Below are 21586 nucleotides of genomic sequence, written 5' to 3'. Positions count from 1 at the left end.
GGGGGAAACCTCAGGAATTGGGGGTCTGTTCAGCCAGCGCAACGGCGCGGAACATCGCGCGGCGCTTGTTCAGGGTTTCTTCCCATTCGAGGGCCGGCACCGAGTCGGCGACGATCCCGCCACCGGCCTGCACATGCAGCTCCCCGTCCTTGATCACGGCGGTGCGGATTGCAATCGCGGTGTCCATGTTGCCGTTCCAGGCGAAATACCCCACGGCGCCGCCGTAGACACCCCGCTTGACCGGCTCCAGTTCGTCGATGATTTCCATCGCACGGATCTTCGGCGCGCCCGACAAAGTGCCGGCGGGCAAGATCGCGCGCAGTGCGTCCATCGCGGTCAAGCCGGCTTTCAGCTCGCCGGTGACATTGGACACGATGTGCATCACGTTGGAATAACGCTCGATGACCATCTTTTCGGTGAGCTTCACCGAACCGATTTCCGAGACACGCCCGGTGTCATTACGACCCAGGTCGATCAGCATCAAGTGCTCGGCAATTTCCTTGTCGTCACTCAGCAGGTCTTCTTCCAGCGCCAGATCCGCTTCTTCGGTCGCGCCACGTGGGCGAGTGCCGGCGATCGGGCGCACGGTGATCAGGTTGTCTTCGACGCGCACCAGCACTTCCGGCGAACTGCCCACCACGTGGAAGTCGCCAAAGTTGAAGAAGTACATGTACGGCGTCGGGTTGAAGCAACGCAAGGCGCGGTACAGGTCGATCGGCGCGGCCTTGAAGTCGATGGACATGCGCTGCGAAGGCACTACCTGCATGCAGTCACCGGCGAGGATGTATTCCTTGATGGTGTCGACGGCGCGCTCGTAGTCATCCTGGGTAAAGCTGGAGCGGAACACCGGGTCGGCCGCCGGTGGACGGCTGAGGTCCAGGCCGCGACGCGGGGTGATCGGCTGGCGCAGTTTTTCCAGCAGGGCTTCGAGGCCGGCCTGGCCTTGCTCAAACGCATCGGGCTGGGACGGGTCAGCAAGAACAATTGCGTGCATCTTGCCGGCCAAGTTGTCGAAGACGACAACCGCATCGGAAACCATCAGCAGAATGTCCGGCACGCCCAGCGGATCCGGGTTCGGGCATTTGCCCAAGCGTTTTTCCACGTAACGCACGCAGTCGTAGCCGAAGTAACCCACCAGGCCACCGTTGAAGCGCGGCAGGCCGGGAATGGTCGGCACGTTGTAACGCGCCTTGAAGGTTTCGACGAACGCCAACGGATCTTCCACGTCGTGGCTTTCGATCTCGACGCCATCATGGGTAATGCTCACATGGTGGTCGTGAACGCGCATGACGGTGCGGCACGGCAGGCCGATGATCGAGTAACGGCCCCATTTTTCGCCGCCCTGCACCGATTCCAGCAGGTAGGAGTTGGGCTCGTCGGCCAGCTTCAGGTAGATCGACAGCGGGGTGTCGAAGTCGGCCAGGGTTTCGCAGGCCAGGGGAATACGGTTATAGCCGGCAGCGGCCAAACGCAGGAATTCTTCGCGGATCATGTGTGCCTCGTGGCTTGAGGGTCTAACAGTCAGGTATGCAAACGTGCCGCAGCGCGGCCAGGATCAGTCAGGCGCGCCAACGCCAGCGGGCCAGGGCCTTGATGACTTTCATCCAGAGTTTGCGAGTGACCACCACGATGGAATTTCCAGAAGGGGACGGATCGGTGTCGGGCAACGTTATCTCAGCGCCCGCTCCCAAGCAACCGGGGATTAACAGTCGCAGGTCATCAATGACCAGCGACGGCGACTCTTCGGCGATGGGTCGGCCATGGTTATAACCATAACTAAGCGCTACGCACTGCACGCCAGCGGCCTTTGCCGCCAGCACATCACTGCGCGAATCGCCGACAAACAGCGACTGCGAAGCCGGGATATTGGCCATTTTCATCACAAAAAACAGCGCCGCCGGGTCGGGTTTCTTCTGCGGCAAGGTATCGCCGCCGATGATCCAGCGGAAATACCGGCCAATTTTCATCTGGTCCAACAACGGCGCGACAAAGCGTTCCGGCTTGTTGGTGATCAGGGCCATTTCCACGCCCTGCTTGCTCAGCCATTTGAGGGTGTCGCGCACGCCGGGGTAAACCACGGTCAGATCGTGGCCGTCTTCATAGGCGGCGTTGAACAGCTCCAGGGCGTGCTCGGCCTCGACCTCATCGACACCCTCGGCATCGATGTTGTCCGCCAAGGCCCGGCGCACCAGCATCTGCACGCCGTTCCCCACCCACATGCGCACCGACTCGATCCCCGCAGGCTTGCGCCCCAGCTTGAGCAGCATCTCGTCCACCGCCGCCGCCAGGTCTGGCACCGAATCGATCAAGGTACCGTCCAGATCGAACATCACCAGCCGTGGCAATTTGCCGGGGAACAGCTGCTCAAAGCCACTCATGGACGTGCCAGCGCCAGCTCGGCGCGCATCTTGTCGATGACGTCCTGGTAGTTCGGCGCGTTGAAAATGGCGGAGCCTGCCACAAAGGTGTCGGCGCCAGCGGCGGCGATTTCACGGATGTTGTTGACGTTGACCCCACCGTCGATCTCCAGGCGGATATCACGGCCAGACGCATCGATCAGCGCACGGGCTTCGCGCAGCTTGTCGAGGGTGCCGGGAATGAACTTCTGCCCGCCGAAGCCTGGGTTGACGCTCATCAGCAGCACCATGTCGACCTTGTCCATCACGTACTTGAGCACGTCCAGCGGGGTCGCCGGGTTGAACACCAGGCCCGCCTTGCAACCGCCTTCGCGGATCAGTTGCAGGGTGCGGTCCACGTGCAGCGTGGCTTCCGGGTGGAAGGTGATGTAGGTCGCGCCGGCTTCGATGAAGTCGCCGATGATACGGTCCACCGGGCTGACCATCAGGTGCGCGTCGATCGGCGCCGTGATGCCGTACTTGCGCAATGCCGCGCACACCATCGGGCCGATGGTCAGGTTGGGCACGTAGTGGTTGTCCATGACATCGAAGTGCACAAAGTCGGCACCGGCGGCCAACACCTTGTCCACTTCTTCACCCAGGCGGGCGAAGTCGGCGGAGAGAATCGATGGAGCAATGACGAAGGGCTGCATGACGCACCTTTTTTGAGCTAAATCACGATGGCGCGCATTGTATACCGCATGCTTTGCCGCGCGCACCGTGACCTGGCTCAATGGCTAGTACGCGGCCCGGTAGATTTTCTCGATATCGGCTGCACTGAGCTTGCGCGGGTTGTTGCGCATCAGGCGCTCAATGCCCGCAGCTTCCGTGGCCATTGCCGGGATCGCGTCCTCGGGAACCCCAAAGCTGCGCAGGCCTGCCGGGATCTCCACTGCGGCACACAGTCGCGTCATCGCCTCCACGGCCCGGTCGGCGGCGTCAACGGCACTTAATCCCGCTGTATTGACCCCCATGGCTTGGGCAATCTCCTGCATGCGCTCGACACAGGCCAGTTTGTTCCAATGCATCACATAGGGCAGCAGCAACGCATTGCTTACCCCATGGGCAATATTGAAGCGCCCGCCCAACGGGTACGCCAACGCATGCACCGCTCCTACCCCGGCATTACCAAAGGCCATGCCGGCCATCAGGCTCGCCGTGGCCATGTCGTCACGGGCCTGCAGGTTGGTCGGGTTGGCGTAGGCCTTGGGCAGCGCATTGGCGATCAGCTTGATTGCACCAATGGCCAAGGCGTCAGTGATCGGCGAGGCATTCAGCGACAGGTAGGACTCAATGGCATGCACCAGCGCATCCACGCCACTGGCGGCGGTGACACTGCGCGGACACGTCAGGGTCATTTGTGGGCTGATCAGCGCCACATCCGGCAGCAGGTAATCGCTGACGATGCCCTTTTTCAGCTGCGCGACCTTGTCAGAGAGAATCGCCACGTTGGTCACTTCCGAGCCCGTGCCCGCCGTGGTGGGGATGGCGATCAGCGGCGGGCCCTTGCGTGGCACCTGGTCCACACCAAACAAATCCGCCAGCGCGCCGTGGTAACCGGCGTAAGCCGCCACGCTTTTGGCGATGTCGATGGCACTGCCACCGCCCACGCCGATCAGGCCGTCGTGCCCGCCCTCGCGGTAGACACGCATGCAATCTTCGACGATGGCGATTTCCGGGTCGGGCAATACGCGGTCGAAAATTTCGTAAGTGCGCTCGCCCAGGTGCTCAAGCGCGAGTGCCACGGTGCCGGACTTGACCAGCGCGGCATCGGTGACGATCAGCGGGTTATCCACATCCAGGCGGGTGAGCTCGGCGGCGAGCTGTTCGATGGCCCCGGGGCCGGTGAGCAATTTGTGGGCGATCTTGAATGAGGAAGTACTCATGTGCGCGGCCTCTTATTCGGAAATGGGCTGGCACTAGAGTAGCTTCCTACGGCGTGTTGTCAGCTATTCAGCAACTGAATGAACACAAAACCAATGTGGGAGCGGGCTTGCTCGCGAAAGCGGCGTGTCAGTCAACAGACCTTCAACTGATCCACCGCTTTCGCGAGCAAGCCCGCTCCCACATTTTGATCTCCGCTTGGGTTTAGACCTGGGCGGTACGCAGTTTTTCGCTACGGCCGCGCAGCCATTCCAATGTCAGCAACAGCAGTACCGAGAAGGCAATCAGCAAGGTCGCGGCGGCAGCAATGGTTGGGCTAAGGTTTTCGCGGATACCGCTGAACATCTGCCGCGGCAACGTCGCTTGCTCAGGACCGGCCAGAAACAGTGTCACCACCACTTCATCAAACGACGTGGCAAACGCAAACAGCGCCCCGGAAATCACCCCCGGCGCAATCAACGGCAACGTCACCCGGCGAAACGCGGTTAGTGGCGATGCGCCCAGGCTCGCCGCCGCCCGCACCAGGTTGTGATTGAAGCCCTGCAAGGTGGCCGACACGGTGATGATCACGAACGGTACACCCAGTACCGCATGCACCACGATCAGCGAGAAGAAGCTGTTACCCAGGCCCAGCGGCGCAAAAAACAGGTAACTGGCCACGCCGATAATCACCACCGGCACCACCATCGGCGATATCACCAGCGCCATCACCAACGCCTTGCCGGGGAAATTGCCACGGGTCAGGCCAATGGCTGCCAGGGTGCCGAACACCATCGCAAGCACTGTGGCTGCCGGGGCGACGATGATGCTGTTCTTCAGGGCTCGCATCCATTCGGCCGAGCCGAAGAAATCCTGGTACCAGTGCAGCGAAAAACCTTGCAACGGGTACACCAGGAAACTGCCGCTGTTGAACGACAGCGGGATGATCACCAGCACCGGCAGAATCAGGAACAACAGGATCAAGCCGCAGAGGATCCGCAAGCTGTAGAACCACACCCGCTCAATGGGTGACATATAAGGGCTCAGCATCGCAACGGTCTCCTTAGCTCAGGCGCAGGCGGCTGGCGCCCACCAGCCGGTTGTAGATCAGGTACAGCACCACAGTTGCCAGCAGCAGCAAGCCGCCCAATGCCGTGGCCATGCCCCAGTTGATGCTGGTGTTGGTGTAGAACGCTACGAAGTAGCTGACCATCTGATCGTTCGGGCTGCCCAGCAGAGCCGGGGTGATGTAGTAACCAATCGCCAGGATGAACACCAACAGGCAACCGGCGCCGACACCGGCATAGGTCTGCGGGAAGTACACACGCCAGAAGCTGGTGAACGGGTGGCAGCCCAAGGAAATCGCCGCACGCATGTAGGTAGGCGAGATGCCTTTCATCACGCTGTAGATCGGCAGGATCATGAACGGCAGCAGGATGTGCACCATGGAGATGTAGACCCCGGTGCGGTTGAACACCAACTCCAGCGGCTTATCGATCAAACCCATGCCCATCAGTGCGCTGTTGATCAGCCCACCGGATTGCAGCAACACGATCCACGCCGCCACCCGCACCAGGATCGAAGTCCAGAACGGCAGCAACACCAAAATCATCAGCAAGTTGCTCTTGCGCGCCGGCAGGTTGGCCAACAGGTACGCCAACGGATAAGCCAACAGCAGGCAGACAAACGTGATCACCAGGCCCATCCAAAAGGTACGGGCGAAGATGTCCAGGTAGATCGCCTGGTCCGGCGTGGCCGGGGCCACTTCGCCGAGGTCGTCAATACGGTGATCGACGGCGGCCAGCAGATAGAACGGCGTCAGGCTGCTGGTATTGCGCCGGATCGCCTGCCAGTACGCGGGGTCACCCCAGCGTTCGTCGAGGTTCTCCAACGCTTCTTTATAAGAGGCAGGCGCTTCGGTAAACGGCAGCGCCCGCGCGGTTTTGGTCAGCAGGCTGCGATAGCCAGCCAACTCCATGTTCAAGCGTTTGGACAGATCGCCCAGCGTCTGGTTTTTGCGGGCTTCACCCAAGTCCTCGCTGAGGGCCTGGTACACCGGCTCGCCCGGCAAGCCGCGCCCATCCCAGGCCGTCACCGCCACCACGGTACGTGGCAAACCGCCCACGACCTCCGGGTTGCCGACGCTCTTGAACAGCAGCGCAACGATGGGCACCAGGAACACCAGCAGCAAAAACAGCACCAGCGGCGCAATCAAGGCCTGGGCCTTCCAGCGGTTGACCCGCTCGGCACGCGCCAGGCGCTGCTTGAGGGTGGGGCCAGGAATGGCGATGTCCATGGCAAACTCCGAGTATGAAAATGAATGAAATCTGCCCAACACAGCAGATCTCATGTGGGAGCGGCGGTGCGACGATTCGACTTGCTCGCGAATGCGGTGTGCCAGTTAACACATGCAGCGACTGACACACTGCTTTCGCGAGCAAGTCGAATCGTCGCACCGCCGCTCCCACACAAGCCCGCTCCACATGGGTCTAGCGGTGTTGCTGATTACTTGGCAGCCCACGAGTTGAAGCGTTGCTCCAACTGCTCGCCGTTATCCGCCCAGAAGCTCACGTCGATCTGCACCTGGTTGGCGATGTTTTCCGGCGTGGTCGGCATGTCCTTGAGGATGTCCTTGGCCAGCAACGGTACGGCTTGGGTATTGGCCGGGCCGTAGGCGATGTTTTCCGAGTAGGTCTTCTGCTGTTGCGGCTGTACAGAGAAGGCAATGAATTTCTTCGCGGCCTCGGCACGGTCCTTGGCCAGGCCTTTAGGGATGGCCCATGCGTCAAAGTCGTAGATGCCGCCGTTCCACACCACTTTCAGGTTGCTTTCTTTCTGCACGGCGGCGATGCGGCCGTTGTACGCAGAGCTCATCACCACGTCACCCGAGGCGAGGTACTGCGGCGGTTGTGCGCCGGCTTCCCACCACTGGATCGACGGCTTGAGTTCGTCGAGCTTCTTGAACGCGCGGTCCTGGCCATCTTTGCCGGCCAGCACCTTGTAGACGTCCTTCGGCGCGACGCCGTCGGCCATCAGTGCAAATTCCAGGGTGTACTTGGCGCCTTTACGCAGGCCGCGCTTGCCCGGGAATTTCTTGGTGTCCCAGAAATCCGCCCAGCTGGTTGGCGCGCTGGTCAGCTTGTCGGCGTTGTAGGCCAATACGGTGGACCACACGAAGAAACCCACGCCGCATGGCTGGATGGCGCCCTTCACGTAGTCGGCGGTGTTGCCGAACAGTTTCGGGTCCAGGGGTTCGAACATGTCTTCGTCGCAGCCACGGGACAGCTCCGGCGATTCCACTTCCACCAGGTCCCAGGACACGCTTTTGGTGTCGACCATGGCTTTGACCTTGGCCATTTCACCGTTGTACTCGCCAGCGACAATCTTGCCGTTGCCCGCGCTTTCCCACGGGGCATAGAAGGCCTTGACCTGTGCCGCCTTGTTCGCGCCACCAAAGGACACGACCGTCAGGTCCGGGCCGGCCATGGCCTGGGTTGCGCCGATCAGGCCCAAGGCCAGGGCGGAAAATTTCAGGGATCTCAACATTGTTGTTCTCTCCACGTGCAGGGTTGGTGAAGCCATGGGGCGATCAATTCGCCTCTAGAAGTGGGTCGAGTGCGCGAACGTGCTCGACTTGCCAGCCAATCGGTACCACGTCGCCAACCGCCAGCGCTGGGTCCAGCTCGGCAATCGGTTGTTTCACAAAAAAATCGGTCTTGCCGCAGACTTCCAGGCGCACCCGCACGTGGTCGCCCAGGTAGATGAATTCCGCCACCCGCCCGGAGAAACGGTTGACGCAACTTTCGCTGGAACCGTTGAGGCTGACGCGCTCCGGGCGCACCGACAGGGTCACCGGGCCACCGACCTGGCCGACGTTCACCGCCAGCGCCTCGACCTTCTCGCCCCGCGCCAGCTCCACCACGCAACGGTCGCCGGTGTGGCTGTGCAGGCGGCCATTGAGGCGGTTGTTCTCGCCAATGAAGTTGGCGACGAAGGTGTTCTTCGGTTCTTCGTACAGGGTGCGTGGTGCAGCGATCTGCTGGATCTCGCCCTGATGGAACACCGCCACCCGGTCAGACATGGTCAGCGCTTCGCCCTGGTCGTGGGTCACGTACACCACCGTCACGCCGAGGCGCTGGTGCAGGTGCTTGATCTCCATCTGCATGTGTTCGCGCAGCTGCTTGTCGAGGGCGCCGAGGGGTTCGTCCATCAATACCAACTGCGGTTCGAACACCAGTGCGCGGGCCAAGGCCACACGCTGTTGCTGGCCGCCGGACAGTTGCGCCGGGTAGCGCTGGGCGAAGGCGTCGAGCTGGACCATGTTCAGCACGCGTTTGACCCGCTCGCTGATGTCGGTCTTGCTCAAACCGCGCACCGACAGCGGGAACGCCAGGTTTTCGGCGACGGTCATGTGGGGGAACAATGCGTAGTTCTGGAACACCATGCCGATATCGCGCTTGTGCGGCGGCACGTTGTTGATGGAGCGCCCGGCCAGCTGGATTTCGCCGGCAGTCGGCGTTTCAAAGCCGGCGAGCATCATCAGGCTGGTGGTCTTGCCCGAACCGGAAGGCCCGAGCAGGGTCAGGAACTCGCCCTTGCGAATCTCCAGGTTGAGGTCTTTGACGATCAGGTTCTCGCCGTCGTAGCTCTTTTGCACGCCACGAAAGCTGACCAGTACATCATTTGAATCCACCTCGCTCATACCCGCACCTTTGTATTTTGGACTGCTGTGGCACAAGCGTAGTCCAGGCGCGAGCCCCCGGAAATCGGGGGCCGGGAGAGAATTGCATCAGCCGGATGGAAGGTTTGGGGTAGGGATCGCCCTACACGGATGGCGGGGATGGGACAGTGTCACGGCGCCCTGCGCCGGGAATCGGTTCAGCATGGCTCGCAAGGTGTCGCAAACAGGTATGTCGTCACAGCAACTTGTGTTCCATGGCGTACTTCACCAGGTCCGCCAGGGAGGTGATGTTGAGCTTCTGCATCAAGCGCGCCTTGTGGGTGCTGATGGTTTTGCTGCTCAGGGCCAGTTGCTGGGCAATGTCATTGACGTTGGCGCCTTGGGCCAGACGCTCGAACACCGAAAACTCACGCTCCGACAGCAATGAGTGCAACGGTCGCGCATCGGTCAGGCCCACTTCGAAGACCATGCGGTCGGCCAGGTCCGGGTCGATATAACGCCCGCCCGCCGCGACCTTGCGAATTGCGGTGAGCAGCAGTGCCGGGTCGCTGTCCTTGGTGGCGTAACCGGCGGCACCGACCTTCAAGGCGCGCGCGGCCATTTGCGCCTCGTCGTGCATCGACAGCACCAGGATCGCCGGCGGATTGCTCAGTGCACGAATCCGCGCGATGGCTTCCAGGCCGTTGACGCCAGGCATCGAGATATCCAGCAACACCACCTCGCAGGGCACATGGCGCAACGTCTCCAGCAGTTGCTCGCCGTTGCTCGCTTCGCCGACCACCTGCAGGTCCTTGGCCAGGCCGATCAGTTGCTTGATGCCTTCGCGAACGATGGTGTGGTCTTCGGCTACCAGTACACGGATCACAGGGACTTCCTCTTGGTGTTATGCATCCAACGGCACCGTGACGCTCAGGGTGGTGCCCTCCCCCAGTTCGCTTTGCAGGCTTAGCTTCCCGCCCATGATCAGCACCCGCTCGCGCATGCCCACCAGCCCGAACGACACGGCGCGGCCTTGGGCTTGGACAAAACCGACGCCATCGTCGCTGATGGTCAGCCGCAAATTCGTGTCTTCCACCGTCAGGGTCAGCTCGACAGTATGCGCCTGGGCATGGCGCATCACGTTGGTCAGCGCTTCCTGCAGGATACGAAACAAGCCGATGGCCTTGGCGTCGCTCAGGGCCGGCAGGTTATCCGGAACCTGCACCAGGCAGGGAATTTGCGTACGCGCTTCAAAGCGCCGCGCTTGCCACTCGATGGCGGAGGCGATACCGGCATCGAGAATCGGCGGGCGCAGTGCGGTGGCCACGTCGCGTACCAGTTGGAACAGCTGGGCGATCAGGCGCTTCATGCTGTTCAAGCGTTCATTGAGCCCAGGGTCCAGCTGTGAATACGCCAGCTCGCACATGGAGGTTTCCAGCTTGAGCACGGTGAGCATCTGCCCGAGTTCGTCGTGCACTTCGCGGGCGATACGCGCCTTTTCTTCTTCGCGCACGGTTTCCAGGTGGGCGGACAACTCGCGCAGTTGCGCCTCACTTTGCAGCAGCGCAGCGACATAACGGCGCCGCTCGGTGACGTCCGTGAGGTAGACCACCAGGTATTCGCCGTCGGCAAAGCGCAGGAAGCTCAGGGACACATCGGCGGGCAGGACACTGCCGTCGGCGCGCAGGCAATCGGTGGCAAAGTTCTGCGGACCGTCTTCACTGGCGCGGGCGCGCTTCCACAGGTTGAGCCAGCGGTCCATGTTCAGGGTAGGGTCGAGGTCGATCAACGGCCGCTCGATCAGCGCGTCGGGGCCATAGCCCAACATGGTTTCGGCGGCGCGGTTGGCGTAGCGCACATGGCTGTCCCAGTTGACCCACAGGATGCCCACGGTGCTTTGATCGATGGAAAACTGCGTCAGCCGCAGTGCTTCGGCACCGGCGGCACGGGCCGCGCTTTCTTCGCGGGCGGCGAGCAGGCCATGCTCCAGCGCCCGCTGCTGGCGGCGCTGCCAGAACACCACGGCCAAACTGGCAAGCAGGAACAGGCTCAGCAGGACACAGAGGTTTTGCCACAGGCCCGGCGATTCGGTCAGCCGAGGGTATTTGGGTTGCAGCCAGCGGTTGTGCAACTGGTCCAGGTCACGTGCGGGAATCGCGCGCAGGGCACTTTCCATGATGCCGGCCAGCTCCGGCCAATCCCGGCGCGTAGCCACCCGCAGCAATTGCGGCAAGCCAATATCCCCCACCACCGCCAGCCCGGCGAATTCCGCTTCGCTAGACAAGCGGCTCAACTGCGCCTCATCCACCACGGCATACCGCGCCTGCTGGCTCACCAATAATTGCAGGGCCTGGCGCTCCATGGGCACGCCTTGCAGATTGAGGCTCGGGTAGGTGCCGCGCAGGTAGTCGGCGACGGCGCTGGGCATGCGCACGGCAACGCGGGATTGGTCGTCGAGTTTTTCCAACTCCACCGCACCGCCGCCGTCACGGATGCCGACGATGTGTTGGGGCACGCGCATATACGGGTCGGTGAATAACCACAAACGCAAGCCAGCCGGGGTTTGTTGCAGGCCGGGGGCCATGTCTATCTCGCCGTCGCGCAGGGCGGCGTCCAGCTGTTCCTGGCTGGGGAAGTTGCGCCAGGTCAGCTCGATGTTCAGCGCCTTGGCCAGCCACTGCATCAGCTCCACATTGGCCCCGAACAGGCGCTGCAAACGCCGGTCGTATTGGGCGAAGGGTGCCTGCAATACCAGGCCCACCCGTAACTCCGGGTGCTGTGCCAGCCATTCGCGTTGCTGCGGGTTCAGCTGTGCTTGAGGCACGGCAGGTACCGTCGCGGCATTCGCGATCAAGGCAAACCATAAACAGCCGATAACCAGCAGACAGCGAAAACCCATGATCCACGTCTCACATCACTGACAAATACTGACCAACCCATTAGGCTGCTGGAACCTTTTCTGGCCGGGAATTAACGATGCCCTTTATTCACCGCTCGGCACTGCCAGCATTGTGCCTGTCGCTGCTATTTACCAGCGCCTTTTCTGTGCAGGCCGCAGAAGCCCCAGCGCCGGCTGCCGAAAAACCCGTCGAACGCCAGCCCCTGCCCGAGCGCAGTCAGCAAGAAGCCAGCGCCCTGGAACGCAAGATCCCGCAGCAGGAACAGCAGCAACTGCAGGCCGGCAGCGATTCATTCCTCGCCCTGTGGAAACCAGCCAACAGCGCCGAGCCCGAAGGCGTGGTGATTATCGTACCGGGCAGCGGCGAGAATGCTGACTGGCCGCAAGCAATCGGCCCGTTGCGCCGCAAATTACCGGACGCCCATTGGGGCACTCTTAGCCTGTCGCTGCCGGATGTGAGCGTGGACACCCTGCCACCGCGCGTGATGGAAGCGCCCAAGGCCACCGTCGACACCAGCAGCAAGGACGCGAGCACTGCCGACAAACCGATCGAACAAGCCGCCAGCGCCGAGGCTGAAGGTACCGACCCGGCAGTGGTGCCGGGCGCGGACGAGCAGGACAAGACCGACGCCTCACGCATTTTCGCGCGCATCGATGCCGCCGTAGCCTTCGCCCAGACCCAGAGCGCGCGCAGCGTGGTGCTGGTGGGGCATGGCACGGGGGCTTGGTGGGCGGCGCGGTATTTGAGCGAGAAACAGCCGTCCCAAGTGCAGAGGCTGGTCATTGTCGCTGCGCAAACACCTGCCGGGCGCCAACCGGACATCCAGCAACTGGCACCTGGCTTGAAGTTGCCGACCGCCGATGTCTTCTATCAAGACAACGCCCAGGCACGCAAAAACGCCCAGGCCCGTGCCCAGGCTGCCAAGCGGGCGAAGAATGATGGGTATAAACAGGTGTCATTGAAGACCTTGCCCGGCAACAGTGCTGCCGAGCAGGAGCAGTTGTATCGAAGGGTTCGTGGGTGGTTGAGCCCGCAAGACGCCAGCGCGGACTGATCACATCCTTCAGGAACGCAGAGAGTTAAATGTGGGAGCGGGCTTGCTCGCGAATGCAGTGTGTCAGTATCAGATGTGCTGACTGATACACCGCATTCGCGAGCAAGTCGAATCGTCGCACCGCCGCTCCCACATTCGATTGGGTTGTCACCCAAAGAGTGTCAGCGAAAATCCCGACGCTCGCGAATCAACGCATAGGCACTGTGCAGCTCGCGCGTACGCTCGGTGGCCTCACGCACTTGCGCAGGGCTGGCACCACTGCCGGCAACCTTGTCTGGATGGTGACGGCTGAGCAGACGGCGATAGGCCCCTTTGATCGCTGACGGTTCGGTGGTGGCTGTCACGCCGAGCAAGCGCAACGCCTCTTGATAGCTAGCCCCTCGATTGATCAGCGGCTTGCGCTCAGGCGTAAAGTCAGCGGCCAGCGCCTGCAGTTGCTGCGGCGTCCAACCCAACCACTTGCCCCACTGCTCGATCAGGTCGCGCTCGGCGTCGCTCGCCTTGCCGTCGGCCCAGACCATCCGCCAGCACGCACGCAACACACCCTCTGCCGCATGGGGTTGGGCCTTGAGCACACGCAAATAACTGCGCACCCGGTCAGAGCCGGACTTGCCGCGGTTGAAGGCGGCAATCGCACGGCGCTGGGCGGACTCGGTCATGTCCAACGAACGCATTTCCTGCCGCGCCTGCTGGATATGCCCGTCCGCCACACGGCCATTGCTCTTGGCCAGACGTCCCAACAGCACGAACAACAATTCGTCATTGCGCAACGCCGGGCGCCCACCGAGGCGCTCGCGCAACTGCGCCCAATTGTGCAATTGCAGGCGACGGTCCAGCGCCTGCCCCAATAACGCGCCCAGCATGGCCCCCGGAATACTGGCAATGGCAAAGCCAGCCCCGGCGCCGATCAGCGTCCCTGGCCACAGCATGCTACTGCCCCGCAGTCAGCAGGGTTTCGACTTGCGCCAAGCGCTCCAGCGTGCCGACATCAATCCAGCGTCCCGCCATGTGTTCCCCCGTTACCAAACCCTTGGCCATCGCCGCCCGCAGCAGCGGCGCCAGCTTGAATGCACCCGCGCTGCACCCCTCGAATAGTTTGGGGTCGAGCACGGAAATGCCACTGAAGGTCAGGTTATCGGCACCGGCCGCTGCATCATGAAGCAAACCCTGATCAAGGTAGAAATCACCGCCAGAAGGGTGATGCGCCGGGTTATCGACCATCACCAGGTGAGCCAGGCCTTGCAGCGGTTGCTTGAGCTGAGTGAAGTCGTAGTCGGTCCAGATATCGCCATTGACCACCAGGAACGGCTCGTCCCCCAGCAACGGCAATGCCTGGAAAATCCCACCGCCGGTTTCCAGCGGCTCGCCTTCCGGGGAGTAACGAATACGCAAACCGAACTGCGCACCGTCCCCCAGGTAACTTTCGATCTGCTGACCGAGCCAGGCGTGGTTGATCACGATATCGGTGAAGCCCGCCTTGGCCAGCGCCTCCAAGTGATATTCGATCAGACGCTTGCCGCCGGCCTGCACCAAAGGCTTGGGCGTGTGCAAGGTGAGCGGAAGCATCCGCTCGCCTTTGCCGGCGGCCAGGATCATGGCCTTCATAGCGTCACCTCGGAAGGTTGGCGCAGACTGCCGAGCAACTCGGCCAGTTCACTCAACTCCGGGCGCTCGGCCAGTACCGCCTCTATATAAGCAAAGAAGCGCGGCACGTCAGCCAGGTAACGGGGCTTGCCGTCACGGTGACAGATGCGCGCGAAGATGCCGATAACCTTGAGGTGACGCTGCACACCCATCAGGTCGCTGGCCTGCAGGAAGTCGTCAAAATCTGCCTGCACCGGAATGCCAGCCTGGCCCGCACGCTCCCAATAGCCTCGTTGCCATTCCCGAACGCGAGCTTGGGGCCAACTGAGGAAGGCGTCCTTGAACAGGCAGGTAATGTCATAGGTCACCGGGCCGTAGACCGCGTCCTGGAAATCCAGCACGCCGGGGTTCGGCTCACTGATCATCAAGTTGCGCGGCATGTAGTCGCGGTGCACCAGTACCTTCGGCTGCGCCAGGGCACTGTCGATCAGCAGGTCGCTGGCTCGCTGCCAGAGCGCTTGCTGGCGAGTATCAAACTCGATACCCAAATGCCGGCGCACGTACCACTCTGGAAACAGTTCCAGCTCACGGCGCAGCAAGGCAACGTCGTAACTGGGCAGTGGCGCATCCATCGGTAACTGCTGGAAAGCCAGCAAGGCGTCGATGGCATCGGCAAACAATTGATCGGCGTTTTCACCGTCAATCACGTCAAGATAGGTTTTTCTGCCCAGGTCATTGAGCAAAAGAAAGCCGCGCGGCAAATCTTCTGCATAAATTTTTGGAACTTTTATGCCCGACTTCGCCAGCAAATGAGCGATATCGACGAAAGGTTTGCAGTTTTCCTGGGGGGGTGGAGCGTCCATTACCACGAAAGTGCGGCCCCCTCCTTCCCAACGGAAATAGCGCCTGAAACTCGCGTCGCTGCTGGCCGCGGTCAATGTGGCCGGGGGTACGCCCCCCCAGCCTTGAGCATTGAAAAGGATCGGCAACTGCTCATCCAGCCAGACTTCCAGCTGTTGTAAACGTAGATCTTGCTCGGGCATTACAAGGGTCTCCGACGGCGCTAGCCGTCAAGCGGGTCATGCTTTATTATCACGCATCTTTTTCAGACCATCGAGAGGCGTGCGGCCCACACCGCGGGCAGATGGCACGCAGGAAGCCCGGACTAATAAGATGGCATTGAAATCCCCCGCGTTTCGTAGAAAATTCCCGTTGCTGGTAACCGGCAGTCTGCTGGCCATGCAACCTTTCGCCACCTCATTCGTGGTCGCCGCGGAACAGTATGACTGCTCAGTCTCTGCTTCGGGTGCCTGGGATTGCGCGCCAAAAACCGCCGCAGCCCCGTTGCCACCGCGTCCTGTGCATGACGGCGCCGCCGTAAGCTCAGGCAACAGCACGGCGCAAACCGATGCTGACGGCAAAGCCGACGCCGGGCCGAAGACCGCATTGGTCACCGAGACCAAGGGCCGTGGCATGCGTTCGCGCAGTGCCGACTATAGCCACTTGGACTGGGTCCCCCGCGACAAGCTGACCGCTGCCCAACTGGCAGAAACCGGTCCTTACTGCGGCGGCGCGTACATCGAGCCGACGCGTCCTGGCATGAACGACAAGACGAACAAGAGCGATGCGCCGACCTTCATCGGTGCCAAGGCCTCTCGTTACGAGCAAGAATCACAAGTCGCAACCCTGGCCGGTGACGTTGTCATGCGCCAAGGCAGCATGCAGCTTGAAGCCCAGGAAGCCAGCCTGTACCAGGCCGAAAGCCGCGGCGAGCTGGACGGCAATGTGCGCCTGCGCGACAACGGCGCCCTGATCGTCGGCGACCACGCCCAGGTCCAACTGGACACCGGCGCGGCGCAGATCGACAACGCCGAGTACGTGCTGCACAAATCGCGTATCCGCGGTAACGCGCTTTACGCCAAGCGTGCCGAAAACGCGATCATCCGTCTCAAGGACGGTACGTACACCACCTGCGAGCCGGACAGCAACGCCTGGCAGCTCAAGGGCAACAACATCACGTTGAACCCGGCCACCGGTTTCGGTACGGCCACCAACGCGACGTTGCGGATCAAGAACATTCCGATCCTGTACACCCCCTACATCTATTTCCCGATCGACGACCGTCGTCAATCCGGCTTCCTGCCACCGAGCTTCAGCTCCGGCAGCGAGACCGGCTTTACCCTGGTTACGCCGTACTACTTCAACCTGGCGCCAAACTACGACGCCACGTTGTACCCGCAATACATGACCAAGCGCGGCATGATGATGGAAGGCGAATTCCGCTACCTCACCAAGTCCAGCGAAGGCCAGTTCGGCGGCGCGTACCTGAACGACGACAACGACGAACGCAAGCTGCAGACCGACTACGAAAAAACCCGCTACATGCTCAACTGGCAGCACAAGGGCGGGTTGGATTCACGTGTACTGACCCAGGTCGACTACACCACGATCAGCGATCCGTACTACTTCCAGGACCTCAAGTCCTACCAGGAAGGCGTCGAGAGCCGTGACTACGTGAACCAACAGGGTTCCGTGACTTATCGTGGCGACTCGTTCCAGGCACGTCTGAACCTGCAGGCCTACCAACTGGCGACGATTTCGCAGATCACCCCGTATGACCGCCTGCCGCAGATCACCTTCAACGGTACCCTGCCTTACCATCCGGGCGGCTTGAACTTCAGCTACGAAACCGAAGCCGTGCGCTTTGAGCGGAACCTGGAGAACGGCACCTTTACCGACGAGAACGGCCTGGTGTCGCCTCGCCTGGATACCTACGTTACCGGCCTGACCCGTGCAAACGGCACACGCTTGAACGTGGCACCAGCTGTCGAATACCCGATGAACTGGACCTACGGCTTCGTGACGCCGAAGCTCAAGTACGTCTACACCAAGTACGACCTTGACCTCGACAGCATTGGCAAAAACGACATTATTGCCGCTCAAAATGCAGCAACGCCGGCCAACCCTTATGCCGGTGGCACGTTCAAAAGCTCCCAAGACCGTGCAGTCCCGGTTGCCAGCATCGACAGCGGCCTGTACTTCGACCGCGACACCAACTGGTTCGGCAAGGACTACCGTCAGACCCTCGAGCCTCGCGCGTTCTACCTGTACGTGCCGAACAAAGACCAGAGCGACATTCCGGTGTTCGACACCAGCGAGTACTCGTTCAGCTACGCGTCGTTGTTCCGCGACAACCGCTTCAGCGGTTCCGACCGTATCGGCGACGAGAACAAGCTGTCCCTGGGCGTGACCAGCCGCTGGATCGAAGAAAACGGTTTCGAGCGTCAGCGCGTTTCCGTGGGCCAGGCCGTGTACTTCAAGGATCGTGAAGTCCAACTGCCGGGTATCTTGGCGTCCGACCGTGCCGATGCGCAGTCCGATGTGTCGCCCGTCGCCCTGGACTACGAGTTCCGCTTCAACCGCGACTGGCGCGCCACTGCCGACTACAACTGGGACACCGAGGAACACAGCCCTCGTTCCGGCAGCGCGATGCTCCACTACCAGCCGGAAGACAACCCGAACAAGATCATCAACGTTGGCTACCGCTATCGTAACGACCAGGTCGTGTACAACCAGCTGACCGGCAAATGGCAGTTCGGCGGTGACTACGGCACGCCAGGCGAAGAGAACTTCGTGAAGGATTACTACAAAATCCAGCAACACGACTTCTCGATGATGTGGCCGATCGTCCCACAGTGGAACCTGATCACCCGCTGGCAGTACGACTATGCCCGCAACCGTACCCTGGAAGCCTTCGGTGGTTTCGAGTACGACAACTGCTGCTGGAAACTGCGCGTCATCAACCGTTACTGGGTTTCCAACGACGAATACAGCCAGATCGCCCCGCTTAACGAAAAGGGTGACCACGGGCTCTTCCTCCAGATCGTCCTCAAGGGACTGGGCGGCCTGACCGGCGCCAAGGTAGAGAGCTTCCTCGACAAAGGCATTGAAGGTTATCGTGAACGTGAAGACAAAGCTTTCTGAGTGTCTGCGCCCGCTAGTGCTGGGCGCACTGTTCCTGGGTACCGCATCGGCGCACGCTGCGGTTCAAGAACTGGATAAGGTAGTGGCCATCGTCGATAACGACGTGATCATGCAAAGCCAACTGGACCAACGCGTCAAGGAAGTTCAGCAAACCATCGCCAAGCGTGGCGGTGGCGTGCCACCGACCAGCGTCCTGGACCAACAGGTGCTGGAGCGTCTGATCGTCGAAAACCTGCAACTGCAGATTGGCGATCGTTCCGGCATCCGCATTTCGGACGAAGAACTGAACCAGGCCGTGGGCACCATTGCCCAGCGCAACAACATGACCATTGACCAGTTCCGTGCAGCCCTGGCCCACGACGGTTTGTCCTATGAGGACGCCCGTGACCAGATCCGCCGTGAAATGATCATCAGCCGTGTACGTCAGCGCCGTGTAGCCGAGCGCGTTCAAGTGTCGGAGCAGGAAGTGAAGAACTTCCTGGCCTCGGACCTGGGCAAGATGCAGCTTTCCGAAGAGCTGCACCTGGCCAATATCCTGATCGCAACACCCGACAGCGCCACTTCCGAGCAGCTCAATGCAGCCGCAGCGAAAACCCAGGCTGTCTATGATCGCCTCAAGGCGGGTGCTGACTTTGCCCAAACGGCGATCGCCGTGTCCGGCAGCGACAACGCCCTTGAAGGCGGCGACATGGGCTGGCGTAAAGCCGCTCAATTGCCACCTCCGTTCGACCGTGAGCTGAGCGCGATGGAAGTGGGTGGCATCACCCAGCCAGCACGTACGCCGGGCGGCTTCATTATCCTCAAGCTGTTGGATAAACGCGGTGGCGAGACGTCGTTGAAAGACGAGGTTCATGTTCGTCATATCCTCGTCAAACCAAGCGAAATCCGCACCGAAGCCCAAACCAAGGAACTGGCCCAGAAGATCTATGACCGCATCGAAAGCGGTGAAGACTTTGCCACCTTGGCCAAGAGCTTTTCGGAAGACCCGGGTTCTGCTCTCAACGGCGGCGACCTGAACTGGATCGACCCGAAAGCGTTGGTGCCGGAGTTCCAGGACGTCATGGCCAAGACCCCGCAAGGCGTTCTGTCCAAGCCGTTCAAGACTCAATACGGCTGGCATGTACTGGAAGTCCTTGGCCGTCGCGCCACCGACAACACCGCACAGGCCCGCGAGCAACAAGCACTCAACGTACTGCGTAACCGCAAATACGATGAAGAGCTGCAAACCTGGCTGCGTCAGATCCGTGACGAAGCCTATGTAGAGAACAAACTGCCAGGCGCCGAGCAAACAGGCACCAACCAGGCAGCCCAGTGAAACCCCAGCGTTTCGCGGTAACACCCGGCGAGCCGGCCGGCATAGGTCCAGACCTGTGCCTGCTGCTCGCCTCGCAACCTCAGCCACACCCCCTGATTGCCATTACCAGCCGCGACCTGCTCCTCGAGCGGGCCGCGCAGTTGGGCGTGGCTGTCAATGTGCTGGAGGTATCGCCGGGCAATTGGCCTGACCTGCCGGCACCTGCTGACAGCCTGTATGTGTGGGATACCCCACTGAACGCCAAAGTCGTTGCCGGGAAACTGGACAAGGCCAATGCGGCGTTCGTCCTGGAAACCCTGACGCGCGCAGGGCAAGGGTGCATCGACGGCGACTTCGCCGGCATGATCACCGCGCCCGTCCACAAAGGCGTGATCAACGAATCCGGCATTGCCTTTTCCGGGCACACCGAATTCCTCGCCGAACTGACCCATACCGAACAAGTCGTGATGATGTTGGCCACACGCGGCCTGCGCGTCGCCCTGGTGACGACGCACCTGCCGTTGCGTGACATTGCCGACGCCATTACTGTCGAGCGCCTGGAGCGCGTAACGCGCATTCTGCACGCCGACCTGCAACAGAAATTCGGCATCGCCCAACCGCGCATCCTGGTCTGCGGGCTCAACCCGCACGCTGGTGAAGGCGGCCACCTGGGCCATGAAGAAATCGACATCATCGAACCAACCCTGGAGCGTCTGCGCCAAGAAGGCATGGACCTGCGTGGCCCACTGCCTGCGGACACTCTGTTTACCCCCAAATATCTGGAGCATTGCGACGCAGTGCTGGCGATGTACCACGACCAGGGGCTGCCGGTGCTCAAATACAAAGGCTTCGGCGCCGCAGTCAACGTGACACTGGGCCTGCCGATCATCCGTACTTCCGTCGACCATGGCACCGCCCTGGACCTGGCGGGCAGCGGCAAGATCGATACCGGCAGCCTGCACGTGGCCCTGGAAACCGCCTATCAGATGGCCGAGACCCGTATATGACCGAGCATTACCAACACCGGGCGCGCAAGCGTTTCGGGCAAAACTTCCTGCACGACGCTGGCGTGATCGACCGCATCCTGCGCTCCATCCATGCCAAGCCGGAAGACCGTCTGCTGGAAATCGGCCCAGGCCAGGGCGCACTGACCCAAGGCCTGCTGGCCAGCGGCGGCCAACTGGACGTGGTGGAGTTGGACAAGGACCTGATCCCGATCCTCAACCAGCAGTTCGCCGGCAAGCCCAACTTCAACCTGCATCAGGGCGACGCACTGAAGTTCGATTTCAACACCCTCAACGCCGCGCCTAACAGCCTGCGCGTAGTGGGCAACCTGCCATACAACATCTCCACGCCGCTGATCTTCCACCTGCTGAACAACGCCGGGATCATCCGCGACATGCACTTCATGCTGCAAAAAGAAGTGGTGGAGCGTCTGGCCGCAGGGCCTGGTGGCGGTGATTGGGGTCGCCTGTCGATCATGGTCCAGTACCACTGCCGCGTAGAGCACCTGTTCAACGTGGGCCCTGGCGCGTTCAACCCGCCGCCGAAGGTCGACTCGGCCATCGTGCGCCTGGTGCCTCACGCCGTGTTGCCGCACCCGGCAAAGGACCACCGCCTGCTGGAGCGCGTCGTACGCGAAGCCTTCAACCAGCGCCGCAAGACCTTGCGCAACACGCTCAAGGCCCTGCTGAGCAATGCCGAAATCGAAGCCGCTGGCGTCGACGGCAGCCTGCGCCCCGAGCAACTGGACCTTGCCGCGTTCGTACGCCTGGCCGACCAACTGGCTATCCAGCCCGCGCCAACCGCCGACTGACACCCAAGCCTGGCCAGACACATGTCTGGCCTAGT

General features: G+C 61.5%; 18 protein-coding genes. 5 read left to right on the top strand and 13 right to left on the bottom strand.

Annotated features, from left to right (window positions below; all coding sequences use genetic code 11):
- Positions 1 to 10 precede the first annotated feature (10 nt).
- The 10 genes from trpE to HF257_RS28280 form a co-directional block, all read right to left on the bottom strand.
- Positions 11 to 1492: an anthranilate synthase component I gene (gene trpE / locus HF257_RS28325; RefSeq protein WP_185709292.1), complete on the bottom strand. Its 1482-nt coding sequence runs from the start codon at positions 1490 to 1492 to the stop codon at positions 11 to 13.
- Between the two features lie 67 nt (positions 1493 to 1559).
- Positions 1560 to 2378 (bottom strand): phosphoglycolate phosphatase, encoded by an 819-nt coding sequence (locus HF257_RS28320; protein WP_185709291.1) that lies wholly within the window; start codon positions 2376 to 2378, stop codon positions 1560 to 1562.
- A complete protein-coding gene (gene rpe, locus HF257_RS28315) occupies positions 2375 to 3049 on the bottom strand; it encodes a ribulose-phosphate 3-epimerase (protein WP_122487302.1) in 675 nt (224 codons plus the stop codon). Before rpe ends, HF257_RS28320 begins: the two co-directional genes overlap by 4 nt.
- A gap of 84 nt (positions 3050 to 3133) precedes the next feature.
- On the bottom strand, positions 3134 to 4282 hold the full coding sequence (locus tag HF257_RS28310) for an iron-containing alcohol dehydrogenase (RefSeq protein ID WP_185709290.1): 1149 nt from the start codon (positions 4280 to 4282) through the stop codon (positions 3134 to 3136).
- A 202-nt stretch (positions 4283 to 4484) separates the two neighbouring features.
- On the bottom strand, positions 4485 to 5309 hold the full coding sequence (locus HF257_RS28305) for an ABC transporter permease (protein WP_071484832.1): 825 nt from the start codon (positions 5307 to 5309) through the stop codon (positions 4485 to 4487).
- A gap of 13 nt (positions 5310 to 5322) precedes the next feature.
- On the bottom strand, positions 5323 to 6555 hold the full coding sequence (locus HF257_RS28300) for an ABC transporter permease (RefSeq protein ID WP_185709289.1): 1233 nt from the start codon (positions 6553 to 6555) through the stop codon (positions 5323 to 5325).
- A gap of 209 nt (positions 6556 to 6764) precedes the next feature.
- On the bottom strand, positions 6765 to 7805 hold the full coding sequence (locus HF257_RS28295) for an ABC transporter substrate-binding protein (RefSeq protein WP_185709288.1): 1041 nt from the start codon (positions 7803 to 7805) through the stop codon (positions 6765 to 6767).
- 43 nt (positions 7806 to 7848) lie between these two features.
- A complete protein-coding gene (locus HF257_RS28290; protein ID WP_135289077.1) occupies positions 7849 to 8961 on the bottom strand; it encodes an ABC transporter ATP-binding protein in 1113 nt (370 codons plus the stop codon).
- Positions 8962 to 9175: 214 nt separating this feature from the next.
- The gene (locus HF257_RS28285; protein ID WP_185709287.1) at positions 9176 to 9805 is read right to left on the bottom strand and encodes a response regulator; all 630 of its coding nucleotides are present in this window, start codon (positions 9803 to 9805) and stop codon (positions 9176 to 9178) included.
- 18 nt (positions 9806 to 9823) lie between these two features.
- Positions 9824 to 11818 carry a PAS domain-containing sensor histidine kinase gene (locus HF257_RS28280; RefSeq protein WP_185709286.1) on the bottom strand — a complete coding sequence of 665 codons (1995 nt, stop codon included), beginning with the start codon at positions 11816 to 11818 and terminating at the stop codon, positions 9824 to 9826.
- 77 nt (positions 11819 to 11895) lie between these two features.
- Here HF257_RS28280 and HF257_RS28275 point away from each other — a divergent pair, with 77 nt between their 5' ends.
- Positions 11896 to 12873 (top strand): alpha/beta hydrolase family protein, encoded by a 978-nt coding sequence (locus tag HF257_RS28275; RefSeq protein ID WP_185709285.1) that lies wholly within the window; start codon positions 11896 to 11898, stop codon positions 12871 to 12873.
- A 161-nt stretch (positions 12874 to 13034) separates the two neighbouring features.
- Here the strand turns inward: HF257_RS28275 and HF257_RS28270 are convergent, their stop codons facing one another.
- The 3 genes from HF257_RS28270 to HF257_RS28260 are packed head-to-tail and all read right to left on the bottom strand — an operon-like array spanning position 13035 to position 15500.
- Complete coding sequence (locus tag HF257_RS28270; RefSeq protein WP_185709284.1) at positions 13035 to 13802, bottom strand: TerB family tellurite resistance protein; 768 nt, start codon at positions 13800 to 13802, stop codon at positions 13035 to 13037.
- Between the two features lies 1 nt (position 13803).
- Positions 13804 to 14478, bottom strand: a complete 675-nt coding sequence (murU, locus tag HF257_RS28265) for an N-acetylmuramate alpha-1-phosphate uridylyltransferase MurU (RefSeq protein ID WP_185709283.1) — start codon at positions 14476 to 14478, stop codon at positions 13804 to 13806.
- Positions 14475 to 15500 carry an aminoglycoside phosphotransferase family protein gene (locus HF257_RS28260; protein ID WP_185709282.1) on the bottom strand — a complete coding sequence of 342 codons (1026 nt, stop codon included), beginning with the start codon at positions 15498 to 15500 and terminating at the stop codon, positions 14475 to 14477. The genes murU and HF257_RS28260 overlap by 4 nt, the downstream gene beginning before the upstream one ends.
- A 130-nt stretch (positions 15501 to 15630) precedes the next feature.
- Between HF257_RS28260 and HF257_RS28255 the strand changes: the two genes are divergently transcribed.
- The 4 genes from HF257_RS28255 to rsmA are packed head-to-tail and all read left to right on the top strand — an operon-like array spanning position 15631 to position 21551.
- On the top strand, positions 15631 to 18441 hold the full coding sequence (locus HF257_RS28255) for an LPS-assembly protein LptD (protein WP_185709281.1): 2811 nt from the start codon (positions 15631 to 15633) through the stop codon (positions 18439 to 18441).
- Positions 18422 to 19756 carry a peptidylprolyl isomerase gene (locus tag HF257_RS28250; RefSeq protein ID WP_185709308.1) on the top strand — a complete coding sequence of 445 codons (1335 nt, stop codon included), beginning with the start codon at positions 18422 to 18424 and terminating at the stop codon, positions 19754 to 19756. The genes HF257_RS28255 and HF257_RS28250 overlap by 20 nt, the downstream gene beginning before the upstream one ends.
- Positions 19753 to 20742, top strand: a complete 990-nt coding sequence (pdxA, locus tag HF257_RS28245) for a 4-hydroxythreonine-4-phosphate dehydrogenase PdxA (RefSeq protein ID WP_185709280.1) — start codon at positions 19753 to 19755, stop codon at positions 20740 to 20742. The genes HF257_RS28250 and pdxA overlap by 4 nt, the downstream gene beginning before the upstream one ends.
- Positions 20739 to 21551, top strand: a complete 813-nt coding sequence (gene rsmA / locus HF257_RS28240; protein WP_185709279.1) for a 16S rRNA (adenine(1518)-N(6)/adenine(1519)-N(6))-dimethyltransferase RsmA — start codon at positions 20739 to 20741, stop codon at positions 21549 to 21551. The genes pdxA and rsmA overlap by 4 nt, the downstream gene beginning before the upstream one ends.
- Positions 21552 to 21586: the final 35 nt, after the last annotated feature.

It is taken from the genome of Pseudomonas cremoris, assembly GCF_014230465.1.
This window is presented reverse-complemented; position numbering and strand designations above follow the sequence as displayed.